The 26,761-nt window shown below is 40.6% G+C and carries 33 protein-coding genes and 4 pseudogenes; 28 read left to right on the top strand and 9 right to left on the bottom strand.

Annotation, left to right across the window (positions count from 1 at the left end):
- Positions 1–100: 100 nt before the first annotated feature.
- Positions 101–1,441, top strand: a complete 1,341-nt coding sequence (locus NSMS1_RS31630; protein WP_224086359.1) for a transposase — start codon at positions 101–103, stop codon at positions 1,439–1,441.
- On the opposite strand, the gene NSMS1_RS31635 is transcribed toward NSMS1_RS31630, so the two are convergent.
- Positions 1,367–1,999, bottom strand: a complete 633-nt coding sequence (locus NSMS1_RS31635; protein WP_224095448.1) for a hypothetical protein — start codon at positions 1,997–1,999, stop codon at positions 1,367–1,369. The two genes, NSMS1_RS31630 and NSMS1_RS31635, sit on opposite strands and share 75 nt — an antisense overlap.
- A gap of 208 nt (positions 2,000–2,207) precedes the next feature.
- Here NSMS1_RS31635 and NSMS1_RS31640 point away from each other — a divergent pair, with 208 nt between their 5' ends.
- From NSMS1_RS31640 to NSMS1_RS31675, 9 genes are all read left to right on the top strand, one after another.
- On the top strand, positions 2,208–2,534 hold the full coding sequence (locus NSMS1_RS31640; protein WP_224095449.1) for a helix-turn-helix domain-containing protein: 327 nt from the start codon (positions 2,208–2,210) through the stop codon (positions 2,532–2,534).
- Positions 2,535–2,977: 443 nt separating this feature from the next.
- Positions 2,978–3,565 (top strand): hypothetical protein, encoded by a 588-nt coding sequence (locus NSMS1_RS31645; protein ID WP_224095450.1) that lies wholly within the window; start codon positions 2,978–2,980, stop codon positions 3,563–3,565.
- 158 nt (positions 3,566–3,723) lie between these two features.
- A complete protein-coding gene (locus NSMS1_RS31650; RefSeq protein WP_224095451.1) occupies positions 3,724–3,990 on the top strand; it encodes a hypothetical protein in 267 nt (88 codons plus the stop codon).
- Positions 3,991–4,060: 70 nt separating this feature from the next.
- A complete protein-coding gene (locus NSMS1_RS31655; protein ID WP_224095452.1) occupies positions 4,061–4,279 on the top strand; it encodes a hypothetical protein in 219 nt (72 codons plus the stop codon).
- A gap of 176 nt (positions 4,280–4,455) precedes the next feature.
- Positions 4,456–4,617, top strand: a complete 162-nt coding sequence (locus NSMS1_RS35380) for a hypothetical protein (RefSeq protein WP_317986609.1) — start codon at positions 4,456–4,458, stop codon at positions 4,615–4,617.
- 2 nt (positions 4,618–4,619) lie between these two features.
- Complete coding sequence (locus tag NSMS1_RS31660) at positions 4,620–5,354, top strand: hypothetical protein (protein ID WP_317986610.1); 735 nt, start codon at positions 4,620–4,622, stop codon at positions 5,352–5,354.
- A 74-nt stretch (positions 5,355–5,428) separates the two neighbouring features.
- Positions 5,429–5,650, top strand: a complete 222-nt coding sequence (locus NSMS1_RS31665) for a hypothetical protein (protein WP_224095453.1) — start codon at positions 5,429–5,431, stop codon at positions 5,648–5,650.
- A gap of 23 nt (positions 5,651–5,673) precedes the next feature.
- Positions 5,674–6,054 (top strand): hypothetical protein, encoded by a 381-nt coding sequence (locus tag NSMS1_RS31670; RefSeq protein ID WP_224095454.1) that lies wholly within the window; start codon positions 5,674–5,676, stop codon positions 6,052–6,054.
- Positions 6,055–6,191: 137 nt separating this feature from the next.
- Positions 6,192–6,440, top strand: coding sequence for a hypothetical protein (locus NSMS1_RS31675; protein ID WP_224095455.1), 249 nt, complete (start codon positions 6,192–6,194; stop codon positions 6,438–6,440).
- On the opposite strand, the gene NSMS1_RS31680 is transcribed toward NSMS1_RS31675, so the two are convergent.
- Positions 6,397–7,707 carry an IS701 family transposase gene (locus NSMS1_RS31680; protein WP_224095456.1) on the bottom strand — a complete coding sequence of 437 codons (1,311 nt, stop codon included), beginning with the start codon at positions 7,705–7,707 and terminating at the stop codon, positions 6,397–6,399. The genes NSMS1_RS31675 and NSMS1_RS31680 overlap by 44 nt on opposite strands.
- 71 nt (positions 7,708–7,778) lie before the next feature.
- Between NSMS1_RS31680 and NSMS1_RS31685 the strand changes: the two genes are divergently transcribed.
- The 7 genes and pseudogenes from NSMS1_RS31685 (at position 7,779) to NSMS1_RS31715 (ending at position 14,083) form a co-directional block, all read left to right on the top strand.
- The gene (locus NSMS1_RS31685) at positions 7,779–8,042 is read left to right on the top strand and encodes a hypothetical protein (protein ID WP_224095457.1); all 264 of its coding nucleotides are present in this window, start codon (positions 7,779–7,781) and stop codon (positions 8,040–8,042) included.
- A gap of 1 nt (position 8,043) precedes the next feature.
- Positions 8,044–8,223 carry a hypothetical protein gene (locus NSMS1_RS31690; protein WP_224095458.1) on the top strand — a complete coding sequence of 60 codons (180 nt, stop codon included), beginning with the start codon at positions 8,044–8,046 and terminating at the stop codon, positions 8,221–8,223.
- Between the two features lie 91 nt (positions 8,224–8,314).
- Positions 8,315–9,109, top strand: a pseudogene (locus tag NSMS1_RS31695) (hypothetical protein); the annotation flags it as partial.
- Between the two features lie 554 nt (positions 9,110–9,663).
- Positions 9,664–9,813 (top strand): annotated as a pseudogene (locus NSMS1_RS31700) (reverse transcriptase N-terminal domain-containing protein); the annotation flags it as partial.
- A 302-nt stretch (positions 9,814–10,115) separates the two neighbouring features.
- Positions 10,116–11,512 (top strand): annotated as a pseudogene (locus NSMS1_RS31705) (ISLre2 family transposase).
- A 250-nt stretch (positions 11,513–11,762) separates the two neighbouring features.
- Positions 11,763–12,200 (top strand): annotated as a pseudogene (locus NSMS1_RS31710) (reverse transcriptase N-terminal domain-containing protein); the annotation flags it as partial.
- 500 nt (positions 12,201–12,700) lie between these two features.
- On the top strand, positions 12,701–14,083 hold the full coding sequence (locus tag NSMS1_RS31715; protein ID WP_224095460.1) for a reverse transcriptase/maturase family protein: 1,383 nt from the start codon (positions 12,701–12,703) through the stop codon (positions 14,081–14,083).
- Positions 14,084–14,324: 241 nt separating this feature from the next.
- On the opposite strand, the gene NSMS1_RS31720 is transcribed toward NSMS1_RS31715, so the two are convergent.
- From NSMS1_RS31720 to NSMS1_RS31730, 3 genes are all read right to left on the bottom strand, one after another.
- Positions 14,325–15,812: an IS1380 family transposase gene (locus NSMS1_RS31720; protein WP_224095461.1), complete on the bottom strand. Its 1,488-nt coding sequence runs from the start codon at positions 15,810–15,812 to the stop codon at positions 14,325–14,327.
- Between the two features lie 268 nt (positions 15,813–16,080).
- Entirely contained in the window at positions 16,081–16,461 is a 381-nt protein-coding gene (locus NSMS1_RS31725; RefSeq protein ID WP_224087844.1) for a hypothetical protein, read from the bottom strand.
- 82 nt (positions 16,462–16,543) lie between these two features.
- Positions 16,544–16,870 carry a hypothetical protein gene (locus tag NSMS1_RS31730; protein ID WP_224095462.1) on the bottom strand — a complete coding sequence of 109 codons (327 nt, stop codon included), beginning with the start codon at positions 16,868–16,870 and terminating at the stop codon, positions 16,544–16,546.
- 385 nt (positions 16,871–17,255) lie between these two features.
- On the opposite strand from NSMS1_RS31730, the gene NSMS1_RS31735 reads away from it, so the two are divergent.
- Positions 17,256–18,671: an RtcB family protein gene (locus NSMS1_RS31735; RefSeq protein WP_224095463.1), complete on the top strand. Its 1,416-nt coding sequence runs from the start codon at positions 17,256–17,258 to the stop codon at positions 18,669–18,671.
- 57 nt (positions 18,672–18,728) lie between these two features.
- On the opposite strand, the gene NSMS1_RS31740 is transcribed toward NSMS1_RS31735, so the two are convergent.
- Genes NSMS1_RS31740 through NSMS1_RS31750 form a run of 3 tightly spaced genes read right to left on the bottom strand, consistent with a single transcriptional unit; the run spans position 18,729 to position 20,112 of the window.
- Complete coding sequence (locus tag NSMS1_RS31740; protein ID WP_224095464.1) at positions 18,729–19,253, bottom strand: hypothetical protein; 525 nt, start codon at positions 19,251–19,253, stop codon at positions 18,729–18,731.
- Positions 19,254–19,264: 11 nt separating this feature from the next.
- Positions 19,265–19,819, bottom strand: a complete 555-nt coding sequence (locus NSMS1_RS31745) for a GNAT family N-acetyltransferase (protein WP_224095465.1) — start codon at positions 19,817–19,819, stop codon at positions 19,265–19,267.
- Positions 19,820–19,833: 14 nt separating this feature from the next.
- The gene (locus tag NSMS1_RS31750) at positions 19,834–20,112 is read right to left on the bottom strand and encodes a hypothetical protein (RefSeq protein WP_224095466.1); all 279 of its coding nucleotides are present in this window, start codon (positions 20,110–20,112) and stop codon (positions 19,834–19,836) included.
- A 132-nt stretch (positions 20,113–20,244) separates the two neighbouring features.
- Here NSMS1_RS31750 and NSMS1_RS31755 point away from each other — a divergent pair, with 132 nt between their 5' ends.
- The 10 genes from NSMS1_RS31755 to NSMS1_RS31800 all read left to right on the top strand — a co-directional run bounded on the left by NSMS1_RS31755 (position 20,245) and on the right by NSMS1_RS31800 (position 26,415).
- Positions 20,245–20,499 carry a hypothetical protein gene (locus tag NSMS1_RS31755; protein ID WP_224095467.1) on the top strand — a complete coding sequence of 85 codons (255 nt, stop codon included), beginning with the start codon at positions 20,245–20,247 and terminating at the stop codon, positions 20,497–20,499.
- Between the two features lie 66 nt (positions 20,500–20,565).
- Positions 20,566–20,916: a hypothetical protein gene (locus NSMS1_RS31760; RefSeq protein ID WP_224095468.1), complete on the top strand. Its 351-nt coding sequence runs from the start codon at positions 20,566–20,568 to the stop codon at positions 20,914–20,916.
- Between the two features lie 206 nt (positions 20,917–21,122).
- Positions 21,123–21,539 (top strand): hypothetical protein, encoded by a 417-nt coding sequence (locus NSMS1_RS31765; protein ID WP_010999618.1) that lies wholly within the window; start codon positions 21,123–21,125, stop codon positions 21,537–21,539.
- Entirely contained in the window at positions 21,532–22,254 is a 723-nt protein-coding gene (locus NSMS1_RS31770; protein ID WP_224095469.1) for a hypothetical protein, read from the top strand. Before NSMS1_RS31765 ends, NSMS1_RS31770 begins: the two co-directional genes overlap by 8 nt.
- A gap of 117 nt (positions 22,255–22,371) precedes the next feature.
- Positions 22,372–22,722 (top strand): hypothetical protein, encoded by a 351-nt coding sequence (locus NSMS1_RS31775; RefSeq protein ID WP_224095470.1) that lies wholly within the window; start codon positions 22,372–22,374, stop codon positions 22,720–22,722.
- A 7-nt stretch (positions 22,723–22,729) separates the two neighbouring features.
- On the top strand, positions 22,730–22,888 hold the full coding sequence (locus tag NSMS1_RS31780) for a hypothetical protein (RefSeq protein WP_224095471.1): 159 nt from the start codon (positions 22,730–22,732) through the stop codon (positions 22,886–22,888).
- Between the two features lie 9 nt (positions 22,889–22,897).
- Positions 22,898–23,308 (top strand): hypothetical protein, encoded by a 411-nt coding sequence (locus NSMS1_RS31785; protein WP_224095472.1) that lies wholly within the window; start codon positions 22,898–22,900, stop codon positions 23,306–23,308.
- A gap of 3 nt (positions 23,309–23,311) precedes the next feature.
- Positions 23,312–24,016, top strand: a complete 705-nt coding sequence (locus NSMS1_RS31790) for a hypothetical protein (protein ID WP_096683258.1) — start codon at positions 23,312–23,314, stop codon at positions 24,014–24,016.
- 31 nt (positions 24,017–24,047) lie between these two features.
- Positions 24,048–24,434 (top strand): four helix bundle protein, encoded by a 387-nt coding sequence (locus NSMS1_RS31795; RefSeq protein WP_224095473.1) that lies wholly within the window; start codon positions 24,048–24,050, stop codon positions 24,432–24,434.
- Between the two features lie 73 nt (positions 24,435–24,507).
- Positions 24,508–26,415 carry a hypothetical protein gene (locus NSMS1_RS31800; protein ID WP_224095474.1) on the top strand — a complete coding sequence of 636 codons (1,908 nt, stop codon included), beginning with the start codon at positions 24,508–24,510 and terminating at the stop codon, positions 26,413–26,415.
- Between the two features lie 76 nt (positions 26,416–26,491).
- Here NSMS1_RS31800 and NSMS1_RS31805 read toward each other — a convergent pair whose 3' ends face one another.
- Positions 26,492–26,662, bottom strand: coding sequence for a hypothetical protein (locus NSMS1_RS31805; RefSeq protein ID WP_224095475.1), 171 nt, complete (start codon positions 26,660–26,662; stop codon positions 26,492–26,494).
- Between the last annotated feature and the right edge of the window lie 99 nt (positions 26,663–26,761).

Below are 26,761 nucleotides of genomic sequence, written 5' to 3' on the forward strand. Positions count from 1 at the left end.
ACTGTCAATACCTTAGCCAAAATAAGAGGGTGAAGAGAGAGGGCTGATGTAGTAGAGTTATTGTCTTCCCAAACGACAACTCAAAAGCCACAATCAACCCATGCCCGATATCTTATCACTCCTGCAATGCCTCCTGCCGCAGATAAACGCTACGACGATGCGGCAATTGAACCAGATAATCCTGGCCATGTTAGCAATGAGTGGCCGAGTGACGATGTTGGGAATTTCTCGTTGGACAGGTAGTGGTGGCAGTTATCGAACGATGTTGAGATTCTTTCATACGGTAATACCTTGGGCGACATTGTTTTGGTTATTCTTTCACAAGCATTTATTTCGTCCGAATGAGATATATTTGCTAGCGGGAGATGAAGTTGTGATAAGTAAATCAGGAAAACAAACTTATGGACTGGATAGATTTTTTTCTAGCCTGGCTGGTAAACCCATATCAGGGCTATCTTTTTTTACATTATCATTAGTCAGTGTTGAGCAAAGGCACTCGTTTCCGATTCAGATAGAACAGGTGATAAAGAGCGATATAGAAAAAAGTAGCTCGTCACCAACCAAAGAAATAAAACCGCAAGAAAAACGTGGGCGTGGGCGACCAAAGGGAAGTAAAAACAAGAATAAAACCCAGGTAGTTCTCACATCTGAATTACTCAGAATTCAGAAGATGATTAAGTCGCTATTTAAGTTATTAGCTAAATTTATTCCCCTTACTTACTTAGTATTGGATGGACACTTTGGGAATAATAATGCCTTGCAGATGGCTCGTCAAGTTAACTTGCATATAATTTCTAAGCTTCGCTCTGATTCAGCATTATATATACCTTATCAACACCCTGACCCCAATAGTCGCTCTCGTCGTAAATACGGAGACAAAATTGACTACAACAACATACCTAAGAAGTATTTATGTCAAAGTACCGTTGATGATGATATCCAAACTGACGTTTATCAAGTTACATTACTTCACAAAGAATTTGCCCAATCTCTAAATGTAGTTATTCTCGTCAAAACCAATCTTAAAACTCATGCTCGTAGTCATGTAATTCTATTTTCTAGTGATCTAAAATTGTCATCTGAAAAAATAATTGACTACTACAAGCTACGCTTTCAGATCGAATTCAATTTTCGAGATGCCAAGCAATTTTGGGGATTGGAAGATTTTATGAACTTAAGTCAAACTGCTGTAACTAATGCTGCTAATCTAGCATTCTTTATGGTCAACTTATCCCATCATCTTCTCGCGGATTTTCGTCTCCTTAATCCCGACTCCGGCATCCTTGACCTTAAGGCTCACTATCGTGGTTTTCGATATGTCCGTGAAATTTTAAAAATGCTTCCCGAAATACCTGAGCCTATTTTATTAACTCAGATTTTTGCCAAACTTACTTCTTTGGGACGTATTCATAACGTTTCTACAGGCGTTGAACCCTCGTAAATTGGCTAAGGTATTGACTGTTAAACCACATAAATTCGGGTGATTCACTGGATGTATGTGATCGACATGATGAGGAATACCTGTTTGCTGACTTAAAAGATCACGCTGTTCGTAGAACCAGTTAATTTGCTGGATGACATTTGGTACTTTTTCTTGCCAAACATGGTTATTTCTCATGTCGCCATATTTTCTATTGTTATCAAATATAGCTCTGATGATTTCCAGATTATTTGACCAAAGATTGGAACGACGTACTTGAATGTACAAGTGTAAACCGTCAAATAATTGAATCCCAAGTTTTCTAGCTTGAAACTCACTTAAACGCCATCTACCGATTTTGTAACCGAATACTTGTTGATTGCCTTCTTTCAAGTGACGAATGTAGCTAAAACTTTTGACCTTGCCTTTCAGCTCAAAAGGTGCTGTTCCAGATGGCTGTTTGTGTCTGTTGTCTACTAAAGAAAAACAATTGTGAGTTCTTTGTGGTAATGATGACTGTACGATTCTCTGGTTCCTGTGAGCATTGTTTAAGCTTTTGGTAGGTGCTGCATTATCCATATAAACCAGTATTAGATTTGTTTAAGCTTTTACCTAATGGCGCTCGTGTCGGTGTACTCTAATTGTTCTAGAAAAATCTGAATAGAGTGAGCAATTTTGAATGATCTGTGTTGTTGCAGTAGAGCCAAAATAAGCGCCAATGACATCTTTTCCCTGATACTAATAATTGCAGATAGAGATTGCATTTGTCAACTAAAAATTGCATAATATGGCAAGCGACGAAAAAACACAAGAGGTTGTAATGTTACCGCTAAGTGAGGTGGGGTCTATTAAATGGACACAACACAGGGGTCAGAAGATGCGTTTGCTTCGCGGTAATTTGACTCTTGTTGCTTTGGCTAAAAAGCTTGCCGAACATGAGATTGAAATTTCACGACAGTATTTAAACCGCATGGAGACAGACCCAGAAGTTAAAGGCGCTTCTCCTGAACTTGTGATGGGCTTATGTAAAGTCTTGAACTGTAGCTTGGCTGAGTTACTGTGTTTGAAAGAAACCAAAATAGTGCAATTAGGGGTTGACAATGGCAACTTTTAGTTGCACAATATTCAGCAAGGGCAAAGGAACAGCAAACAGCCAGCACCCGAAACGCGAAAGAGTTGCAATCCAGAATTGCAGAACCATGACAAGAAGACTGGAAGTACCGATTGAGGGGTAGCCGAGGCACTGGCTCAACAGTGAAGGTGAGAGGTATAGGTTGGGAAAACGGATCGGGTTAATAAAAAATTGCCACAGCAGTACGATAGTTGCTTGAAGCTCATTTGCCGACTGTCGCCAGATTAAAAGATATGCTGCTGTTGCAAGCTCCGGTCACTGACACGGGGCAAGAAGAGAAGTTGCTACGCCAAAACTAGATGAGTGGGGTTGTGGCTCCCCCACAACGTAAGTCCGAAACATAGGCGACCACAATTTGTGATCGCCATTTCAATTACTGCTATTGCTTGTATTGACCGAATAAGAAACGGCTACGCCGAAGCTGAGTGAAAGCGTTGTGGCTCCTCCACAACGTAGTTAGCAAAAAAAAGCGATCGCATCATCTGGTAAACCTTGCGATCGCCCTTTATCAAAAAGAGACTTATATTATGACCTGTCAAACAATAAACAAGCAACAAAGTCCCTTAACCGACCGCGATCGCCAAATCATTGCAAACATCATCCAACGCCACCCTGAAGAAATCCGCACCTTCTGGATTGACTGCGGAATCACGGTCTGGGTGCAACTCCAAGACGGCGGACGACTACCCTTCGAGCGCAACTGGTTCGCGCAAAGAGTAGCCCAAGAAAAGACTTTTCTAGAAGCTCAAGAGAGCCTCCACAGGCACAACCAAAGGCTAGAGGACGAGTTGAATCAAGCCTGCGCCGAGTACGAGTTACAGCATGGCGAGATTGACTATTTGATGTTCTCCACAAAAGTCTATCGAGGTCGGGATTTGGTTGGCTTTGTTGGATTCAACAGATTTGGGAAAATGTGGACATACAGCCGCAGAGTGATGGAGCCTGACCGATATGCCCGTACTGCTTCTGATGCGCTCTCCAAGTTAGGAGTTAGGCAGTTAACGACGGTGTAGATGGAAATGCGATCGCTTGGGTTCCGTAACAAGCGATCGCACTAACAAGAAGCATTAAGCTAACACTCTAATAACCCTTTGTTAACAGCTTACTACATTTATGAGTTAAGAATACACAACAGTTAAAAAGTCAATCACTGGTAATTGAGAATTTTGGTATGTCCGACGCTACAGGAAACGAAATCATGGCACAGATAGCCTCTGGCTGCGAAAGCCTGGGGCTAGAACTACTAGAAGACGGAATTTACCACCGGGACACAAAGCTGGTCGAGTTCGTCCACGGTAATGGTCAATGCTACTACGTGCAGACGCTGCCAGAGCAAATCTCGTGTGAATCGGTTGATCTGCTGGATGTGCCGATTGGTCAGCTAAGTCTAGAGCAAAGGAATATGTTGTTCGGGACTGGTGAGGAATTAGCGGCGTGAGTTTGGGAGAGGGGACGCATTGTCATAAAAATGTGCGGCTGCTTGAGTTCCATAACAAGCAATCGCACCAGTGACAAATCTCGATAAGCATCTTAATATCAGCTTAGAAGCATATTATCATGGCTTTCTCTGTGCAAAGAATATGCAACAAGCACACGCAGGTTATTACACCAATGAGCAAATAAAGAGCGATCGCCCCCATAGAAACAAGCGATCGCTCCTAAGTATATCCAGAACTGTATATTACACAGCTTCACTCTACAACAAACAAAACTTTCCCAAAACCTAACTTTGAAATAATTCATTCGGGAGAGTCGAAAAAAGCGTATTGCTTCCAACAGGGGCAGTTGCAGATATGCCTTTATGAATTATCACAATGTTAGATAAACATGAGGTGATCACCGAGTAGCAACAGGTAATCGAAGAACTAGATAGGTATAATACTTCCCGGTTAACAGTAAAGCTATGACGACAAAACCGCACGATAGATTTGCCAAGCAGTTTCTACAAGAATTACTTTCGCCGTTAGGGGAAGTATCGGTTGGTAATGAAGTAACAGATGAAGCAAGATTTGTCGATGTGTTATTTTCCCCAACACCAACATCTGTTACCAAGCCCAAACATTAGGCTTGTTGGGTAAAGTAGCCACACAGAACACTGCATTGCTAGAACCGTATCGCAATCAGCCAAGCAGGCCACAGATACGTAACTGTATAGCAAAAGTATTTATAGTGATAGCTGATGCGGAGCGTGAAGCCCAACGAGAGAAGAGAAGGATACGTGAGCAAGATTTACCACACCTTTGGATTCTTGCTCCAAGCGTTTCAAAAGGTATACTCAAAACTTTTAAGGCTACACTAGATTTAGAAAATTGGATAAGTGGGGTGTATTTTCTGCCTGACGGTTTAAGAGCCGCAGTAATAGCCATTAATCAGTTGCCCGTGACACCCGAAACGCTGTGGTTTAGACTCTTAGGCAGGGGAAAGGTTCAAAGGCACGCAGTAGAAGAGCTGGTGGCGCTACCAGCAGAGGATCTTGTACGCCGCAATGTACTAGAGATAATTTATAGGTGGCGTATCAGTGTCATGGCACAACCGGAATTAACCCAAGACGAGAGGGAGCTAATTATGAACTTAACCCAGGCATATGAGGAAGCTAGAGCGCAGGCAGTACAAGAGGGAGTACAACAAGGTCAACGTCAAGTCGTTGAAAATTTGCTTAGAGTTAGATTCGGTTCAGTAGATGAAGAACTGTCGAGAGTCGTTGATAGCTTGTTACTATTGTCTCCAGAAGAATTTGCCAATGTATTACTGCAATTAACTAATTTATCTCGTGAAGAACTGTTAGCGAGATTTGCACATTAATAAAAACATTCCTCAACCACATAAAAACTGCAAGCGGTTTGTTTAGAACAGACCGCTTTTTGTATAGAGATATTATGGCTCAACAACGCCAGCAGCAAACATTAACCGAAGTCTTGGCAGCAGATAGTATTTCACAGCAAAAAATCCTTGTAAAACTAGCAGAAATATCTGGGCTTTTGATTGAGTTTCAACAAGCTTACCCTGCAACTTATCAATATCTCTGCACTCAAGGACAAGATGCAACATTAGGCGATGCGATTCAAGCCATAAAAGGCTGTGTGGAAATTTTTAATTAACAACCGATAATCAGGAGAAAATCATGCAAGCGACAAGTAAAATATCCAGTTCATTCATTAACCCCTTATATACCATTGGAGATCGTGTACAGCAGGGGAGAATTATAGGTATAAATCATGTGATGCGAGGTTGGCAGTACACTGTGTTAAATGAAGAATCCAAGCGAACAGTCAAACTAGCAGAATCAGAAATTAAGTTATTGTCTCAGCAAGAAAGAGAAGCGCGAATATTGGCAGAGATTGATTCGCACATGACCCAATTAGTCCTGTTGCAAAAAGAGTTGGATACAGATTTAGAAATTAGTACACCTTTTGGAGAAATTCAACCACCAAGAAAACCAAGTAATCCTATTAATGGAACATCTAGGTTATCTGAGCCGAGAAGGAAAAAAGTTAGTGCTTAGAATTACTGGCTAACTAAAACGGCTACGCCAAAGCAGAAATGAGACTCAAACCTAATTATCCAACAGGGGAGTTAAGAAAAGACTCTCCTGTTTTCTTTGATTTAGTCTCGTCAACCCTAATCCAACTATCAAAATATATGGCGAAAACAAAAAATATTCGGCAAGATTCGACGGCTGTATGTTTGCAATTTCTGCGACATTCTGGTGGTAGAGCAAGGCTCAGTCAAGTCAGCTTTAGTAAAGATACAGTTCAAAAACTGTTGAATCAGGGATTGCTCAAGGTACAAAGAACTGAAATTGGTTACTACCTGGAATTAAAGGAGGTAGCCCTGTTTTGTCACTTTAGGCAGAGGAAAAGTAGAAATCAGGGTGAGTTAGGAAAATAAAAATTGAACTGGTGAGGTTATAAATAATAGATTGAAGTTTAGAAAAACCACTAGATAATTGGGAAATAGGAAAAACTGTTAACCAGGGATATATCAGGTTAAATAAGATAAAAGGTTGGGCAATTAAACGGAGATTGTTGAGAATGTTCTTCCAGCCTTTACCATTATCCCACCAGGGATGAGAAGCGAATTGTGATTGGGTTTCCCCTGGAGAAGGACGCATTTGTTCTGAATGAAGACTAACCATCAGGTAGGCACTACATACAATCTCCCACCATCGTTCAATATCCTCATAGCGAGTAAAACGATAATCAGCCCAACCTAATTCATTCTTACTTTGTTTTAAGCCATATTCAACCCAAGTTCTTAACCCATAGAAATTCCCAACCTCTCTGTGTGTAATGTCGGGATATTTACTCATGACATACCAAGTAGAGTTTCCAGGTAAGTTCTCTGTGTCTGTAGTAATTTGCCAATACCTATGTTCTTCACGTTTGCCGTGAATTATTTCTCGAATAAACCGATTCTCACTGCTTAAGTCAGAGAACACCCTTTTAAACCTTTGCCACTTTAAGTATTGAGTGTACTGCCCTTTAAGCAAGTCTACAGAATGGTTTGAGCGAATTGCCACTAAATAATTTAACTCAAGTTCATCTAGCACTGATATGAAATTCGTCCCGCTCTCTCCATATAAACTATCTGTCAGCACCAAGTTGAATTTGAATCCCATCGACTGTAACTTTCGTATTAGTATTGCCCCGATTTGAGGCTTGGTAAGATACTTATCTCCTGGCTTTAATTTCTCACGAGGCTTGTATACTTCAAACAACAGTGGAAAAGTCATCCCACAAAACACGCCATATGCTGTAACGGCTACAACTCCATTCTCTACTTTCCCCAAATTTCCTATATACTGCCGTTTCACATAATCTGTGGTATTACCTTTCTTTTTATCTCCGGTTTCATCAATGATTAAAATGATTGGTCTTCCTTTTAATATCTCTAAGATTAGTTCTAGACGTAAAGTTCTTAACTTTTCTATATCCCAAGGTGATTTAGTTAAGAAATGATGCAAACCTTGCTGATTATCCAACCCAACAATTTTTGCTATTTCTGGTAATGTTTTCCGTTTTAGTTCGGAAATACAACCTATATGCAGGTATTTAAATGCCTCAAAACTTCTAACATCTGAAAACAGCTTTTTATACCACTGGCAATATTCGTCCACGAATTTGATTGTTTTCATGGGTGAACGAGGCTCTACCATGCTCTATACTTACGTTCTATGTCTTTTACGTTTTTATACTACCGCGAAAGTGACAAATCAGGGGTAGAATCATGCAATTAAACCGAGTCTATGATAGTACCTTGTTATCTTGTAAGAAGGTTTACCAAATACAAGGAACGCTATACAGATATCTCTACAAAACCGGGACAATCCAACATCCTAAGTACCACTTTAGACCAATGCCTGGACAGCGTAAAAAGACTGATTTGGTGATTAATCATAAAACTTTGATTAATCGGTGTGAGGAAGTTGTAGGAATGGTATTAAAAGCCACAGTGATTGATGAGAATACAACACAATTGAAGTTGTTTTAGTATGGCTAAACCAAAACCGCCAATCGTTAAATATCCTATTATGTTGCGGTCGAAGAAAGTAATCTACCGTTCAGTTAGGGATATACAGCAGCTTAAAAATGGTTGTCACTTAGCAACAGCCACTATCAACAAACAATCCTGTATGGTTCAGAAAAAATCAACATACTGGGTTGTGGTGTAGTGATGAATTGATATTTTACAAAGCGTAGTTTGTGACCGCGCACACTGTGAAAGCTACGCTTAAGCAGAGTGAAAAAAATGAGGTAATGAACATGGTACAAGCCATTGCACCTAACGAAAGTTTCTTACAAAATGCCACAATTGAGAGAATTAACTTCTCCAAACTGAATAAGACAAGGATTCGATTTCGCATTCAACTAAAGAACAGTACTAAAAGTGCAGCCCCAAAATGGGCTGATGTGTTGAAAAGTTCAGATACCGATGCAGAATCAGACTTAATTAAAGTCACAAATTCCGAAGTTGGGTTGCGTGGGATAAAGGTATTCAAAGCCTTAGATGAAGCCGCCGCACAGCTAAGGCAAGAAATAGCCTCTGTCCAAGAATGGATGAGTTGTGATAATGGGGATTGGATTTGTCCGATTGATTTAGCTCCCCTGGTATGGAGTCAACTATTAAATATCCGAGATGTAATTGCACCTAGCCTCCGCGCTCAGTTAAAAGATGAGTACCAAAAAGGTTTAGAAGATTTCCAAAATAGGATTGAAGAGTTCATCTCGCTAAATACTTGGGAATTAACACCAGATAAGCAAGAAGAAGTTAAAGCCAACTTGCTCCAAAAATTCCCAACATTATCAGACCTAGAGGAATTTCTGGTGGTAGTCATCGGCTGCCCAGTCATAATCCCATCGCTGTCGGAGCAATTGGACTCTCAGCAGAAAGAATGCCTTAACCAAATCACCCAGTTCATCGAACAGTACAACCAAAACTTAGAGCAAAGTTTACAGCAAGCAGCGATCGCCGGTGGTGAACAACTAGCAGGCCAGTTGTTAGAAGAGATAGCTGATTGGGAACCAGGACGCAAGCCTGTACAGTTCAAAAAGAAGATGGGTGCGATTCGTTGGTTAGTGAATCACGGTAATCAGTCCGTAGATAACTAACCCAGCCATAACCCGATTACGGGGGCGGGCTGAACTCTCGGTTAGATGTAGGTGAAAGCCCTACCAATCAGACTCAGATTTGACTCCTTATCTGCCCACACTGACCAGACTCGGTTTCTGGAGGGTGAAGCTGGGAACAGGGCGCAATCAGACATCCGTTATGGGGTGACACTGGCGCTAACAGGGAGTTCCTACGGTGAAACAGAGCCTTAAAAAGCGATCTACTTTTAAGCGGGACATAACAAACAAAACCCGACTTGACTGGAGCTTATTCCCGCCGCATTTCCATCTGATAGCGGTAAGAGTTTAGGGATTTCAGTGGTCGAATTGGCTACACCTAACGGAACGAAAATCTCACCGAGGGAACGAATAAAAACGAATTGGAGGTCTAAGGGGAGGTCGAAGCCCTGCGTAGGCTGGACGAGTAGCGGAACTCCTTCAATTCGGGTAGGACAAACCGTAATTGGTTTGAGGTGTTCAGAATACACAACCTGGAGCAGAGCATGATTAGACACAGTGATAACACAAGTGAATCATGGAAAACGTTACCTTGGAAGCAATTTCGCCGTAACTTATTCCGCCTACAAAAGCGCGTGTATAAAGCTATTCAAGTTGGCGACAAACGAAAGGCAATGTCACTACAAAAGCTGATGGGAGCAACGCGATTTGGTGAGGTGGGATCAAAAACCAGCGATCGCTAACAACTTTCTTCAGTACTAAAAATATTTCTTATATTAGAAGCCGTATTAATACGTAAGCTATCAACCAATTTCAAGTCTGGTGATGTGTGCAAAAATTTATAAAGGTCAAAAACAAGGTAGGATTCCGGTTAAGTAATCTTTCCAGAGTTTTAACGTCTACCTTTTATGGCAAAAATATAAGTGCAACTCTTGATTTAAACAAGTCAGTTAAAAGTTTTCACTTACAGGTCACAAAACTTTTAGAATTTACAAATATCACAGAGTGGGATGGAAAAAAGCTGAGAGAACGAGAAAAAGAAATTAGAGAACAGGCAATGATTTTAGCAGGTCAATGTATAGCTGTTTTATTATATAATCTTTCCGTATCCCCAAAAATCTAAACTATTCTGTTAGTCAAACACAGGGATGGAGAAATTTAAATACACAAAAACATGGTTCTAAAAAGCGAAAAATAGTAACAATTGGAAACGTCGAAGTAACTTTAACTTTACCTTATGTACTTGAACGGAATCCCACAAGTAAAGAATCTGATAATCCTCTGCTCAATGAGCCAAAAATAAAAACTTCAAATCAAGGATTTTGTCCGTTTTAAAGTGGCTAGGGATGTCTGAAGGTATTACCCCTCTAGTCTGGTCAATAATCGCAAAATATGGTGCGATCGCTAGTTCTTTCGATGCAGCACGTTCGACGCTAACGGATTGGGGAATAAATGTTAGTTTAAAACGAATCGAACGCCTGACTTACCTTTTGGTGAAATTGGTATTAATCTACGCCAATCAAAAATATTAAATCTGGAGATGAACCACTTATCTAATAGTAATGTTCTCAAAAGCCAACGAGTTGTAATCGCTGTAGATGGTGGAAGAACTAAAATTAGGTTTAATAAAAAGGTAGACGCAGTAAGAAAACAAACCGTCATGGCTTTGTTGGTGAATGGATGGAGCCAAAGTTACTAACAATTTATGTAGTAAATGAAGAAGGTAAAAAAAATTAGGACATCGACAATACCTATTACGAATGATGGCACATATTCAGGTTATAAAGAATTCCTCAAAATTTTAGAGATGTATTTAGTAAATTTGGGTATAAGTGAAGCCAAGCAGGTGTTATTGATTGCTGATGGTGCAGAGTGGATATGGATACACATTCCTCTTTTACTAAAAAATTAAAATGCCCACTTGAAACTTATCAATTATTAGACTTTTATCACGCAGCATCACATTTACAAGATTTTGCTGATGCCGCTTTTAGTACAGATAATGAGCGTCAATCCTGGTTTAAAAAATCTCGGAAAATTTTAAAGAAAGGTCAGGCACTAGATTTAATGAGAAATATGGGTGAATTTATTTCCGAGGCAACAGGAGAGCGCTGTAAAATTATGGTAAGAGAGCGAAATTATATTTTAAAAGCGTATAGAAGGAGGCTTTTAAAATATAACGAAGTTGCAGCTCGAAAATTACCTCTCGGTAGTGGTGCAGTTGAAAGTTTAATTCGTCAAGTTGTTAATTTACGCATGAAAGGAAACAGTAAGTTTTGGTTACAAAATAATGCAGAAATTATGTTACATCTGCGTTGTCAATGGATAGCTAAAAGTTGGGATAATTTTTGTGATTCTATCTTTAATTCTTTTATCAAACCCCAAACTGGTTGATAAATTTTATACTTTAATTCTGCCTTCAATTTATTTTCTGCCGTAATTGATACTAAGTATCAAAGACTTGTTGCAGAGATTTTTGGAAATAATCCTCAAATGACTTGCTAGCAATCTTTTGAGATATCTCATCAAGATGATTTTTCGTGTAAATCAATATTTTATTTGTAAATAAAATCACTATTAAATTAAGTATGATTTTTAGCGATCGCTTGATTTTGATCCGACTTCACAAAATCGCGTTGCTCCCAAGCTGATTCTGAAATCTACCGCAGCAAGATTACTGGCTATCCGTCAAGTAACACAGCTAAATGCTGGGAAAAAGACATCGGGAATTGACGGTAAAACCGCACTCTCATTTGAGCAAAGGTTTGAACTAAGTGAAAAACTTAGAACCGAAAGTAATAACTGGAAACACCAGGGATTACGCGAAATACCCATTCCAAAAAAGGATGGCAAAACCCGAATCCTCAAAGTCCCAACTATTGCAGACAGGGCATACCAATGCCTTATCAAATACGCATTAGAACCAGCACATGAAGCAACCTTCCACGCCAGGAGTTACGGGTTCCGACCAGGGCGTTCAGCGCATGACGCACAGAAAATTCTGTTCACTAACCTACGCTCTTACGCGAATGGAAAAGATAAACGAGTCATAGAACTCGATATCGAAAAATGCGTGCGCCGTGACAGTTAACGCGGTATCCCCAACCAAGTTGGGAGAGACTAAGAAGAACGTCTCTAAGTCGACCAACTTACCTGGAGTTGAAAGACAAAAGGGACAACAGCATGTTGGTAAAGCCGGAAATAGAGAGAAGGCGTTAAAACTAGAGTCCGGCAAGACTTGTGTGACATGGTGAAGGTTAAACTACCTGAAGCCCAATTCTGACGGTATACGCGATTGCCTATTCCTACAACGCCTAAAAAGGAATAATCGTTTGTGTGTAGTTTTAAACATTTGAACCACACAACTTCTTCAAACGAAGTCAGCCAGCGATGAGATGGCTTAACGAATGAATGGGACACCTAAATCACACTGTTACGTACTGAGTTAATAAAGCGCGGGATGACCTACGGGGGGCGACCCCTATGGTTACAGAGTTCCTATAGTAGTCCGAGGATGGGAAAGCCGTCTACATGGCGAAGAGGAACAGGTATTCTTCACACTTGTATCGAGAGGTACGCGAGATGCGAAACGCCGAAACGATTTTGAGTGTAATCCGAGACAGAGGCTACCGTGGTTTACCTCTGGATGATATCTACAGACAACTTTTCAACCTCAATTTATACCTCTTGGCGTACAGCCGCATCTACAAAAATGATGGGGCAATGACGCAAGGAATTACATCAGAGACTGTTGATGGGATGTCCATCAAAAAGATTGAAAACCTCATAGAGGATATTCGCTATGAACGTTTTCGGTGGACACCAGTACGGCGAATTAATATTCCCAAGAAAAATGGAAAAACTCGACCTCTGGGTATTCCCACTTGGAACGATAAATTGATTCAGGAAGTAATACGTTTAATATTAGAAGCGTACTACGAACCTCAATTTTCTAACAGCAGTCATGGTTTTCGACAAGAGCGCGGATGCCATACGGCGCTAACAGTAATAGACCGTACTTGGCAAGGAACTAAATGGTTTATCGAAGGAGATATTCGCGGTTGCTTTGACAATATAGATCATAAAATCTTAATGTCAACCTTACGCGAGACAATCCAAGATAATCGTTTCTTGAGATTGATTGAAAACTTACTCAAGGCAGGTTACTGTGAGCAATGGAAATATTATTCCACCCTGAGCGGAACGCCGCAAGGCTTGATTTTATCACCCATACTCGCCAATATCTATCTTGACAAATTCGATAAATTTATCGAACAGATACTCATCCCAAAATATACACTTGGTAAACATCGGGCAGAAAATCCAGAGTATTCAAAACTCGTAAAACTTGCTTGGTATTACAGGAAAAACGGACAAGTTGATAAAGCGCGACAACTGGAAATTAAATACCAGAAAATGCCTTCTAAAAATGTTCGTGACCCTGAATACAGAAGGTTAAATTACGTCCGCTATGCAGACGATTTCCTACTTGGTTTTATTGGCTCATTCCAAGAGGCAAAAGAAATTAAGGAAAAACTCAAGACATTTTTAGCTGAAAATCTTCAGTTGGAACTGTCACCCGAAAAGACCCTGATTACTAATGCTAGGAATGAGGCAGCAAGCTTTCTAGGTTACAAAATTCTAGTCCAATATTCTGACGATAAGCATACCAATGGTAAACGCTCAATCAACGGAATTATTGCACTAAGAATCCCAGCAAGATTTATAGAAGAAAAATGTACCCTATACATGAGGAATGGTAAACCCATTCATCGCCCTGAATTAATAAATGATGATGATTTTACTATTATCAACATTTACCAATCAGAATTTAGAGGGTATGTACAATTCTATAGCCTTGCCCAAAATATTGCATGGCTGCGAAAACTTCAATGGATTATGTCGAGTTCGCTGATGAAAACCCTTGCCTGTAAACACAAAACCCGGATTTCTCACAAGCAGTAAAAATAAATTTACATGACCTGATGTGAGGCTCTTTTCTGATACATCATCAATCAAAATTTAGGCGCAGAGATAAATTAAGTATAAAACCGAAGTTGTTAAGTAAAAATGATTACTATTTTTTATTGCTGGTAAAATTAAAATGCTCTGTTCATAAAATATCCGCATTCCAAAACAGGACTTGAATCGCCCAAGCCCAAAGTATCATTGATTAGAAATAAGCAAAAGGCAATTTAATTTCAATTTAAGCAGTATTAGGGAGCATTTTTAAACGTCTATGAGCAGTAGCAAATATATGTTTGTATGGACAAGAACTAGTAATTGCAATTAAAATACGGCGTGTACTTATAGTAATTAAAGCTCCTAACTTCAATAACTTGGTACGAATAGTTCCAACAGTGGCATTTTGTAATTCAGTTTTAGCTAAACATTTTTGACGCAACGCATTCATCAAAACGTAAGCAACAGAAGAAAACCACAGACGTAATTGATTTCCCGCAAACGTGTGGGTGCTTGTTCTATCACTAAAAAGTTCTAATTGTTGTTCTTTAAAGCGATTTTCCATCTCCCCTCGCTGACAATATTTTTGTTTATACAGTTGACTAAGAGGTACTTTATTAGTAGCTAAAGAAGTTACAACAAAACGAATTTTAGCTCCCTTCGTCCCATATTCAACCTTACAAACAACACGACGACTACGACTCCAAGATTCACGGGTTTGATAGTCTAAAGACTTGTACCAAATTGAGTTATCAATCAAATCTTCCGCAAGCGAAGGAAGTTGTTCATCTGGCTGAAATACTGTTTCTAAAAATGAAACTACTGTTGATAGTTTTTGCTCAAACTCAAGCGAGGCTCTATTTTGAGTCGTCGTAGTCATCCCAATTAAACGACTATTTTGCGCCAATCCAAAAACATAATCTAAACCGGGCTGTGATTCACACCACCTCATGATATCGTCCCTAGAATAGGCACTATCTCCACGTACTAAAATCTCAACATTCTTCCATTGTTGACGTATTTGTTTAATCACTCTCTGTAGTTCTGATAATGCCCCAAATGCTGGGTCTACATTTGAAGGGCGAAGTTTGGATGCTAACAGATGTTTTCCACAAAATATATACAGTGGAGCATAGCAGTATCCCCCATAATAAGTATTGAAGAAAACTTGCTCCTGATTGCCGTGTACTAAGTCATCAGTTACATCTAAATCCAAAATAATTTGTCTTGGCTCTTTGGCGTAAGATTCTAGAAATATTTTGACAAATAAACTTTCAATCTCTGATCGAGAATGCCCGATTTTATGATAACGACTGTCTACTCCTTGTTCTATCTCTTCAGGGCAATGTTCCAGTCGGTTTAATGTACTTTTTCCTGCCAATATTGCAGGCTCATCCTCTATTCCAATTGTTTTTAAGACTGCTAGAGCAAACATCGGGTCATGACGTAATTCCTCGTGGTCATTTAAGTCTTCATATCCCATGACTAACCCGTATATACGTTGTTTAATTAAACTCTCTACTGAATGGTCAACTCGATTTGGCTGACGGTAATCTTGGAAACACTGTGCAAATTTTGATGTGATTTCTAATTTTCTGTCTATTTCCGCAATTAAGCTTAATCCTGCATCCGATGTTACCGTCCCACCCTGAAAATTAACTACAATCGGGTGTGATTTTTCCCCGGAGAATTTGAATTGTTTTGGTGTAATATCTGTGAAAGTCGGGGTCATGGTTTATAACTGCTGGAATGCTTATCCTATATACATTTTCGCAGTTTTTGACCCCTTTTTTATCTCTTTGTGAGAAATCCGGGTTTAGTTAGTGAAATTGCGGGAGAAATTGACGAGTGAGGAAATTTACAGTAAAACGATAGCCCCTGAAAACCAGGGGCTATATTCAACAAAAGAACTTATCAAGCGAGTGCAGTAGCGATGGCATCCCAAATTGTTTGATGCTCTTTGTTTTGCTTTCGTCGGCAGTGGAAGGTGCGGATTGTGTTCACTGAACTATATTAAAACTTCTGAACTTCTGCCGCAGTTGTGCCGCTAGCTTTTTACGGGCAGTATCCCCAGCTATTTCGATAGATTTCTCACTAGCGTCACGAATACAAGATAAGGCAACATCAGGGCTACGGTAGGCTGATGCAATACGGCTGACTACATCAGAAATGGGTGAACCAACCAGCACCAAAGCTTTCTGCTTTAGCCTAGTCCACACATTGCGATCATAGTTACCGACCAGAGAGATCGCCTCATTCACCAATTGCGCTTCTTCCTCGTTGGCAACAACTGACTTCAAACCAAATTCCTCATCCTGCAACAAGTACAGTGAGATTTGGTCAAGAGTCGCCATTTCCATCGCTGTTATTGATTGAACCATTTTGTTTAACCTCCTTGTTTATTCCCCAACCACTAGTGGTGGACTTTTGAGCAATGTTGTGTGAGCAACATAGAGAGTTAAACTACTCCAAAATAGTTCCTATTTTTTGCCCAAGATTGATTAATCTGACTTCTCTGCTATGATCAACTGCGGCGCGAAGAGACTCGGCTAAGATAGTATCTGTGTTAGGCGTTAACTTCAATGCCCCGCCCAGGTAGCCCAAAGACTTGCAGAAATAGTCTGTTGGGTTGAGCAGCGCCAATCTTTTGACTTTTGCATGATCGTCAGATTTGTAAGCGTTTAATGCTTGTTGCTGGGCTTGCGTTAAAGGTTCACCTAACTCGTCTAGGATTAAAGCGATTGCAGATTGTACCTTTTCTAGAGTTAATTCGCTTGAGGTTGCTACCATTTGAGTGACTCCTGAAATTAAAACCGAACTTTAGATTGTGCTGCCTCAACTTGACATTGGTATAAAATATGCCGATTTTCTGCCAGATGTTTACGGGCTATACGGGAAATATAACCTACTATGCTGTCATGTTTGAGCTAAAAATAAACTTAAGATTTTCTAGAAGTAGACTTGCGATTTCCTCAAAGTTTGTGCTATCAAATTTTTATAACCTTATTTCTAAAACTCACCTGTTGTTTTCTCCATAACTCTAAGAAAGCAACTTTTAGAAATAACACCAGACGCGGCTGCTGAACCCACGTCTTTTAACTCTTCAACATTAACTAAAGGATCTAACAAACAGATCCCGTAAGATATTCATGCAGCCAAAAATCTCAAGCGTCTGATGCGTGCTTTAGCACGGCTTGGTCTAGATGTAACATACAATGACCAAGTTTACTCTGTTCGTTTATCCAATGCACCCAATGCAGCAGTAGCAGAAGTCCTTTTACCAGAAGGCTTTCCTGTAGAAGCTAAGGCATTCAAACAGTTAGCAACTTTGGCAAATATTCGTCATCCAGCAGGTGGGTGTGTCTGTCGTGCCTGTGCCACACCAGACTTTCACCCTGGTGATGCAGGTATTGCCATTGGTTCAGTAGTAGAAACCCAGGATATGGTTATTCCCACTGCTGTCGGGTCTGACATTAACTGTGGAATGCGTCTTCATGTGGTCGATTTAACTATCGATGAATTTTTAGCAAAGCGTGACTTGTTTGTAGAACGCATGAAAGGAGATTACTTCTTTGGTACTCGTGATGTCACAATGACGGCTCAATCCATGCGAGCTTTGTTCCAATATGGAGTGACTGGTTGGTTGGATGCAATGTTAGACCAACCAACTGGTAGTGTGGTCAAATCTGATTTACAGCAACTTGCCATTGAGAGCGATCGCATATTTTTGAATGGTTCAATGGATGGTGATTGGAAATTTGCGCCGATTGAGTTGGTTCCTGATGATGGATTAGTCCGAGATGGTTCCTTGGCTACTATCGGTTCGGGGAACCATTTTGTAGAAGTACAGCGAGTTGAGCGAGTAGAAAATCGCGCTTTAGCCCATGCTTGGGGAGTGCGAGAAGGACAATTGGCGTTCATGATTCACTCAGGTTCGCGCAATGTAGGGAAGTACATTGGTGGTATGTGGCGAGATCGCGCTAAAGCTGTTTGGCCAAAATGTCTGAAGTACCCCGATGAGCAGATTTTTCCTCTTTCAACTCATTCCCACCCAGAGTTAGTCGAAAGTTATTTACAAGCTCAAGCCACTGCTGCCAACTATGGCTTTGTCAATCGCTTATTGTTAGCGGAGTTGCTCCGTCTACGGTTACGCTCAGTTTATGGAGATGTAGAAGCCCCTTTAGTCTATGATTTACCCCACAATATCACCCTAAGAGAAAAAGACCGAACCTGGATAACACGCAAGGGTGCAAGTCCTGCTTATGCCGGACAGCCAGTGATTATTCCTGGTTCAATGGGTACTGAGTCTTACCTGATGGTGGGTCAAAGCAATCCAGCTTTCTGCAACTCTGCTTCACACGGAGCAGGAAGACTTCGTTCTCGTTTTGATCTCAATCGCCGGGGTGCATCTCAAAGTGAAGCCGAATTAGGTTTAACTGGGGTAGACTGTATTACCTTGCGTTCAGAACGTAGAATAGAAGAAGCACCCGCCGCCTATAAGCCGATTGGCTCTGTGATTGATGCACAAGTTGAAGCCCAGATGGTGGCAGTAGTCGCCCGTTTGAGTCCGGTGCTGACCTTTAAAGCTTAGATATACCCTGGTTGGACGTATTCCTTAACTGTAGATAGGGTACGTTCAACATCTAAATCAAGCTGATAATTTCTCAGCGATCGCTTGATGAATAATTTGCTGCTTGAGTGAATCTGCTGCGACTGCGGCAATAGTCTCCCAATCTTCAGGTGTTAATAGTAACTCTAGTAACTCGCGTAATATTTCTCGGTTAGAAATAAACTCCTCACCATAAAGCTCATCATTTCCTAGAGTCAAAAGTATATGTTGTCTTACTTCTGGTGTAGGTAATCTTAATTTCTCAAGTATTTTTTCTCTTGCGGCTTTAACAGCAATTTTTGTAGCTGAACCTAAATTCCAGTCGTTAAGTAGCAAACGTACTTCTTTATTTAAGGAAACGCGCAACGTTGTTAAACGCCCCATTATTTCAAAGTTCAGCATGAGGTCGCCAAATGCACTTCCCCAATCTAATCCAGCACCGATGTTACCCCCAACAAGCTCCTCAGCTTGGACAGCTTGTCGTAAATATTCTTTATCAAGTAATAAATTCATTGGGTTGGCTGGTAGGTTATTTTGATTTTCGTTAAATTCGTGTTGACTCATTACCCGATACCTCATCCAAAAGAACGCCACACCCCATATTCAAAATAAACTAAGTCGTCATAATCTTCGTCTTCTCCCAAGTCAACCATACCTTGGTTATCGTAGAATTTTTCTACTCCAGGCAGAGAGTGTAATCCCACTCTACCCTCAAAACCTAGTTCCAGGCTACGGGTTCTAGCAAAGCTTAATAGAGCAGTGCCAACACCTTTATATTTGGGTGGGCGTTGTATTATTTCTCGGTTCCAAGGCGCAGATGCAATACCATCAACATAGACTAGTCGTTTTCCTGATACTAATCGTGAGCCGTGCAGTTGAGTTTCTATAATCATTAAACCTTGAGTTTCATCTTCGTACTCAATAGCGTAACCTTCTCGATTTGGTTGCCTATTGATAACAAACTGGAGCTTAAATTCCCAGTCCCAAAATTTGTCTTCTTGAGCGAATAATCTTAATTGTTCTTTCCATGAAGAGGTGTAGTCATTAGCGTGCTTAGTTTGTAGCTCAGTTAAATCTGCTTCTACAGTTATATTATCTTGACCCCTGATTAGCTTAACAGTTGTTCGCATTGCCTAAAATTTTATCAATTCCTTTCCACAGGAGTAGCTTCACTCTCTTGTAGCCACTGTAAAATAGTTAAAGCCAATTTCCAGGATTCTTTCCTATTCCAATGAGGCAAATGATTTAGTATCCTTCCTGTCAATAATTCTGGTTGTTCTAATCTTCTACTACGAGCAGCGATTCCATCTTTAACTAATTGCCCAAGTGTAGCTGCTTGATTACCACGATAGTCAGGCTGGTTTTTAATTTCATCAATAATCCACTCAGGGACAGTAATGGTTTTAAATCCTGGTTTTGGCATACATACTTGTAAATCAGTTCTTTGATAGTACGGCAGTTTACGTCATATATGCAAATCTGGTGCGGTATAGTATGGTAAAGGAAAGCGAAAACTTAACTTATTCATGTAGAAATTTTGATTAATAGGCGAGTTATGGATCAAAAAACACACATTTTTGAAGAGTTAGACCCGTTAGTTTTTTGTGAAACTTGGGGATTAACTTATGAAGAAGCATCGAAATATCTAAAAATTAAAGCTCGGACAATGGCAGCTTACGCTTGTCACGGGAAAGTAACAAGACGTAATCCATCTTCTAGAGTGAAAGCTCTAGCAGCAATGCAGCATAATATTTGGATTCAACAGGGGAAGCAACCTGTAGATAGCCGTTCATTGTTGAATATTGCTTAAATATCACTTAGTCTGTACTCTTGATCAGGTACATAAATCTCAACAATTAGGTTTAAGAGTTGCACAATGGCAAAAGGATTTGGAGCAAAAGCTGACGAACAACTAGGCTATGCACTACTTCTACTACCTGAAGCGAAAGCCTATGCTGCAAGATTATCGATTGATTACTTTCCTAAACATGATAGTGATGGTGAAGAGTTTATTGGGATGACAAGTCTACTCCAAGAGGCTCAGATATGGAAAAATCTTAAAGAAGCTAAAAAAGCAATTGATAAATATGCTGATTTTTTAATTTCAGAGGCGGAAAATGATTTACCAATACGTGTAGTGATTAGACGAGTTAAGCGCCGAAGTAATGGTGAATTAGTAGATGAACCAGTTGAATCAATATTTTTAGTTGTCCAAAGTGATACTTAAAAGCTGATAATTCATTTCCATAAAAGTAATTTATCAACAAAGTTGTCAACAATGTCCATTGCTCACAAAGCATGGACTTTTTATTATGAAGAGACAACCCAAATTAACAGTTAATACACCGTGTATTAACAGTGAAAGTAATATCAAATTGACACGGATATTGACACAGATATTGACCAACTTAATTTAACTATTGACTACCTAGAATGAATCAATCATGGAGAGAAGAACTTTTTAATCAAGAAACCACAAATTCGGCATTAAACCCCCTGGTTTTACCCATGACAAATGCCCAATCCCTGAGAATTTTGGACATCTGCTATCGAACTTGGGGACGTTGGGAAGAAGTGGCTCAGACGATAGCTCAGTATAAACTAGCACAAATACAAATGAAGAACTTTGCCCAAGAACACAGCCTTAGAGCGCCACCAATTCTTCCTTATCAAGTTTGGGTAGTGGGAAAAATAGGAGAAATTTTTTGTGGTTTAGCCCAAGGAACAAATAAGTTGAACCTCGCTAAAGCAATTGTGGGGGCGAATAAATCTCTCTACAGCCGTAAAGAGTTTGAAGCCGAACAAATCAGATTTACACAACCATTAACAGGAGAATTACAAAATGTCTAACAAAGATACATTCACCCGCCAAGAATTGTTTGAGTTATTAAGCGCCAGTTATCCCCCAGAGAAAATCATTGCTGGGTTACAAGAGTTGGCTAAAACAGACCCAAGCATTGATCCAGAAGGAGAAGAGTTTGATGTGGCGGTGAGCGATCGCTTGGAGAAGTTATTCAACCTAGCCGAGACAGTGATAGACCAAGCCAAACTATTGGGTGCTGGAGGCAGCCTGACGAATTTACAATCCCAAGCGATAAATACAGCCGTGCAACAATTACAAGCACAAGGAATCACACAAGAGACATTCAAAGCATTCTTAGAGATTGCGGCGGGGACAACTGTTGCTCAAGCGTTTGCCGTTCACAACTTCAAAACACAGTTGTTTGACGACATTTCACACGGACTAGATGTTCAACTGTTGCAAGAGCGTACACAAGCAGGTGTCGAAGAAATTTCGCTCATCTACCAAATCATTAAAGATCCTCAAACTAAAGAGAAAATCATCTCTGAGTACGGTTTAAAAACTCCCCAACATCTGAAAAATGAAGTTCAAACTTTGACCGAAACTTCGACACCTGAGTTTGACCCATTGAAGTTTTTTGAGGAGGTAGGTTTACCCGTCGAAGCAAAAAAGTCAGTGCAACCCAAGACTATACAGGATTTGCGATCGCTGACTCTGCATTTATTCAAACGACAACCAAGCCCTGCCAAACCAAGAGCGTAAATAAGTTTTGGGAGAAGTACAAATGGGCTATCTCGATAATTTTCTTTATAAGTTGTGTTGCTTTATCTGTAGGCATTCGTGTAATGCAAGCTTCAATGCCAACGCAGGTAACAGCAGATGAGCAAACACAAATATTCAAGTGAGTATTTAGCTTATATTCACTCGCCACAGTGGAAAGCCAAATCGAAGCAGTGTCAACAATTGACTCTAAACCATTGTGTATTTCTCCCTTGGCACAAATCCAATCATGCACACCATTTAACTTACAACAACCTGGAATATGAAATGCCTGTGCGTGATATTGTGCCATTGTCTAATTTTGCTCATGAGATTGTTCATCTGTGGTTTTTTTGGAATACTCCAGTGAGGTCTGTAGTGAACTGGTTACTCAGATTATTGATGTTGTTTTGTGTAGTCTTTTGGCAAGTGATTTGGGTATTGAAACAACTTACAAAATTGATGCACTAGCACGAATATGGAAAGACACATTCTAGACACGATAGGTTTCCAAACTCCACAACTAGAACCAGAACCAAAACCCCCGAAGGTAGTTGAGGAAGTAATTGAACAAACGCCGATTGCTAATACCATTGACAACTTTGGCAAAATTTTAGAACAGTACGAACCAGCGTAGGTTTGCACTATGAAATACCAAAAACAAGCGCTACTAGGATTATTTGGAATGGGTTTAATAGCTAGTCCTTGGTTATCTAAACTGCCAGCGCAATTCAACACTTACAACACGGCTACAACAATTCAACAATCCGAAGAACTAGAGCGGATTAAAGCCGAAGAAAGGGCAGCAACATCTCAAAAAATTAACGAGTTAGGAGTTAGCCCTAGTTTTAAAAAATTGCGAATGCAAAATTATTTGGATACTCCTAAACGTAATCCTAGACCCAACACTACAGGTTATTTAGAGGATGAACTGGTTTTTGTTTACGACTCGACAGGCTGGTGCATTGGGCGAATCGAAGAACGTCAATGGAAATGGAAATACCGAGTCAGAGGAGCTTGCAATGATTCCCCACTATATTCTGACGCTGGAAATTAAATTATGAGCAATCCCACGCCAACTACTCCTAACCCACAACCAAAAGAGCAAAATAAACCACAACGGGGGTTGGGTGAGTATTTAGAACTTTTAGCCCGATGGATTGTTGAGCTAGTATCACTACCAGTTGTGTTTGTCTCACACATTGTTGCTCAATTCATCACCCCAGGCACACCAGGATATAAATTAGTCGGTGCAATTGGCTTTTGGATTGGCACACTGCTTTCTACTGACAGCGTTTGGCAAGTTTTATTTCAAGGAAAACCCCTCTGCCCTTGGTTTGAAACTGAATGGATTGGTTGGCTTGGTTGGCTACAATTACCATTTAATCCACTATTCTGGATTAGTTTTGGCATCTCTGCATTGGTACAAGTTATGGAAGCACGAACCCTACGTGGTAAAGACCCAATCCAGGCTAGAAGCGAGTTTGAAGAATCCAAGCAATATGCTCTAGGTAGCAAACCCACCGGAAATATCGACCTGACTGTGGCTTTATGGGGTGACTACAAACGCGCAGGCATGAAAGAACGTAATGCAGGTGGAGCGATCGCACTATCTTTCTGGGTACTAGACATCACCACCACATTCGTAGGTCGCTGGCCCTTCCGTTACACTGACCCAGGCACAATTTTAGGTTGTTTTGCATATAACTGCGCTTCGATGATGGCTGGAGAGATTGGTTACAACATTTGGAAACTTACTAAGTAGGCAGGGGAGCAGGGAGCAGGGAGCAGGGGAGATGGAAAAACAACCGATTAAAAGTCATGAGGATCTAGAAGTTTATAAAATGGCGTTCGACGCTGCTATGCAGATTTTTGAGCTTTCCAAAACTTTCCCAGTTGAGGAAAGATATTCATTAACTGATCAAATTCGTCGTTCATCACGTTCTGTTTGTGCTAATTTAGCTGAAGCTTGGAGAAAACGAAGGTATGAAGCTGCTTTTATTGCTAAATTAAGCGATAGTGAGGCTGAAGCGGCTGAAACTCAAACATGGTTGAAGTTTGCCGTTAAATGTAATTATCTTAACGCTGAAACAGCCAGAGAGCTTTACTCTACATATAACCGGATTTTAAGCATTTTAGTCACGATTATCAACAATCCATCACCCTGGATTATAAAGCGTTAATTACTCTCCCCTGCCCCCTGCACCCCTGCAACCTACACGAAAAAACCATACTAAGCACGAGAGGACAAAAGCGATGGAACAAATACCAATGCTAGGAACAAAAGAAACCGCGCTTCTGCGTGACGATTATCCCAGCATTGAGTATTTGGAAGCTGGGAACACCGCTTCTTGGTTGCAAGAACGTCAAGACCAGTTGTTAATCCGCGCTAGAAATGAGCGTAGCGGCATGAATTTAGCCAAGTTCATTACTTTAGCGACGGCGGCCACTGGTGCAGTTTGTTATGCCACTTCCCCACTTGCTCCTATCGGTGCGGCGGTTGCTGGAGTCGGGTATCTCTGGTCAGTGGTGCAAGACCTCAACGATACCCATCAATTTGCACCGATTCCTTTTATCAGGGGGAACTTTTTTGAGTTCATCTCGGCAATGGGTGACAGTGTAGAGCGTGAGGAGTATTTCTCTAACAAGAATGAATTGGCTGACTTGATGCTTCATCTGGAGCCGATGGAGAAATATGAGTTCGCCATGCTCAAGCAATCATCTCATGTAGTGTGTGAATACTTGAGCATCGTTGATCCTGGGAAAAAATTTTACGCTTACCGTTGGTTACTTGATTGGTTCATTCAATTGCGTGGACAGTTCCCAACCCGTGAACAATTGTCTGGACATTTGGCACAAGTGACAATTGACCCGCGTGTAAATTACCAACAAGTAACGTCAATTCAACAAGTCACACAACATCAAAATATTGGTATTCCACCAGCAAGGTTTGTTGAATTACCTTCTGTTGTGAATCAACCAGTAGAGGACAAAACTGTTACTATAATCCCAAAAACTGAACTGCCTTCTACCTCTAACCCATCATTGGGGACAGTAGTTTCTAGTCATAAGCCTACCCCTCCTATGACTATTAACACAGAGATATCAACCTACACCAAAACGCCTCAAGTGCAGTATGACCTCATCGGGCATATTGCCAAGAAAGTGACAAATATGCTGTGGGTTGGTGTTCCTGGTTCGGGCAAGGGCATCACCATTAGCAATGCTATTGATGCGATCAAGAGATTGCATAGAGACACACATATCTTTTACATTGACCCCAAGGGCGATGAGAAAGAAACTGGTTATTTCAAAGGTCGCGTTGATACCTTAAAACGTGCCAAGATTCTGGAGATGCCACCCGCCGAAGCAGTCAAGTGGGTTCAAGAGTGTGTTAGAGAATTTCAACTTATTTCTGGTCCTAAGCTCATCATTTTGGATGAAGGGACTGCCGTTTGTTCCAAATTCAAAAATGCCAAAAAAAATGAGATTGGTTGGCTTAAGGACATCATTACTTCCTACTGTTCTTGCGGTGATAGTCTTGGTTCACACTTTTGGCTTGTTGTTCAGAACCCCCACACTGACGACTTGGGTATTTCTGGCGGACTGCGATCGCAATTAACATCTGTCGCCTTGGTTCATCCTGATAATGTGCCAGCTTACAATGCCATGATTGCCACGCAGTTGATTCCGAGCGATCGCAAGATTACTTCAACGCAAGTCATGGAGATTGCTGCACAATCACCTGTAGGTCGAGCAGTATATTACGGTGGATTGAACGAATGGTTCCCTATGCAGTTGCTACAAAACTTCTCTGGCTACGACCGGGACAGCAAAAGATTTCTGGATAAACCAAACGATTCCCCGCTAGGAGAAGGAGCAGGGGGAGAATTGGGAGCAGGGGGAGCAAGGGAAGAATTTACAAACTATTCCTCCCCTGCTTCCCCCGCTTCCCCCGCTTCCCCTGCCCCCCCTGCTTTAACCGACGCGCTAAAAAGTGAGTCTCAAAGAGTGCTGGCACTTTTGGAACGTACTACGGCATCCTCACTTGATGAATTTATTCACAACGAGTTGAAATTGTCAGGAACTCAAGCAGATTTAGTACGTGTGGGGATTGAGAAATTACTCAAGGATTCCCCTCTTAAATATAAATTCGATGGGTGAGCTTCCTCAGCATTTATCTTCACTATGTCACACTTCGCCATCGGGTTTTACGTGAGTTTGTCGGTATTTTGCCATACTAAATTCCATCTGTATTAGCTTTTGACAAAATTTCATTCAGTTCTTCAAGGCTTATTGGCGGCTGTTTGGTGTTAATGCCAAAAATTTCTTCAATTTGCCTTTCTAGTTGATTGGAAGGCTTCTCACTATCAAAAGTTTCATTTTCCAGAACTTCGTTTTCTTCTTGCATAAGTTTCTATCCTATTATTAACATAGTTCCCGAATACAATTATCTCTTACTAAATTCTAAACAATAACAACAGCATGGCTGAGAATATGAGCTTAATAA

It is taken from the genome of Nostoc sp. MS1 (genome assembly GCF_019976755.1).
In the GTDB taxonomy this organism is placed as follows: domain Bacteria; phylum Cyanobacteriota; class Cyanobacteriia; order Cyanobacteriales; family Nostocaceae; genus Trichormus.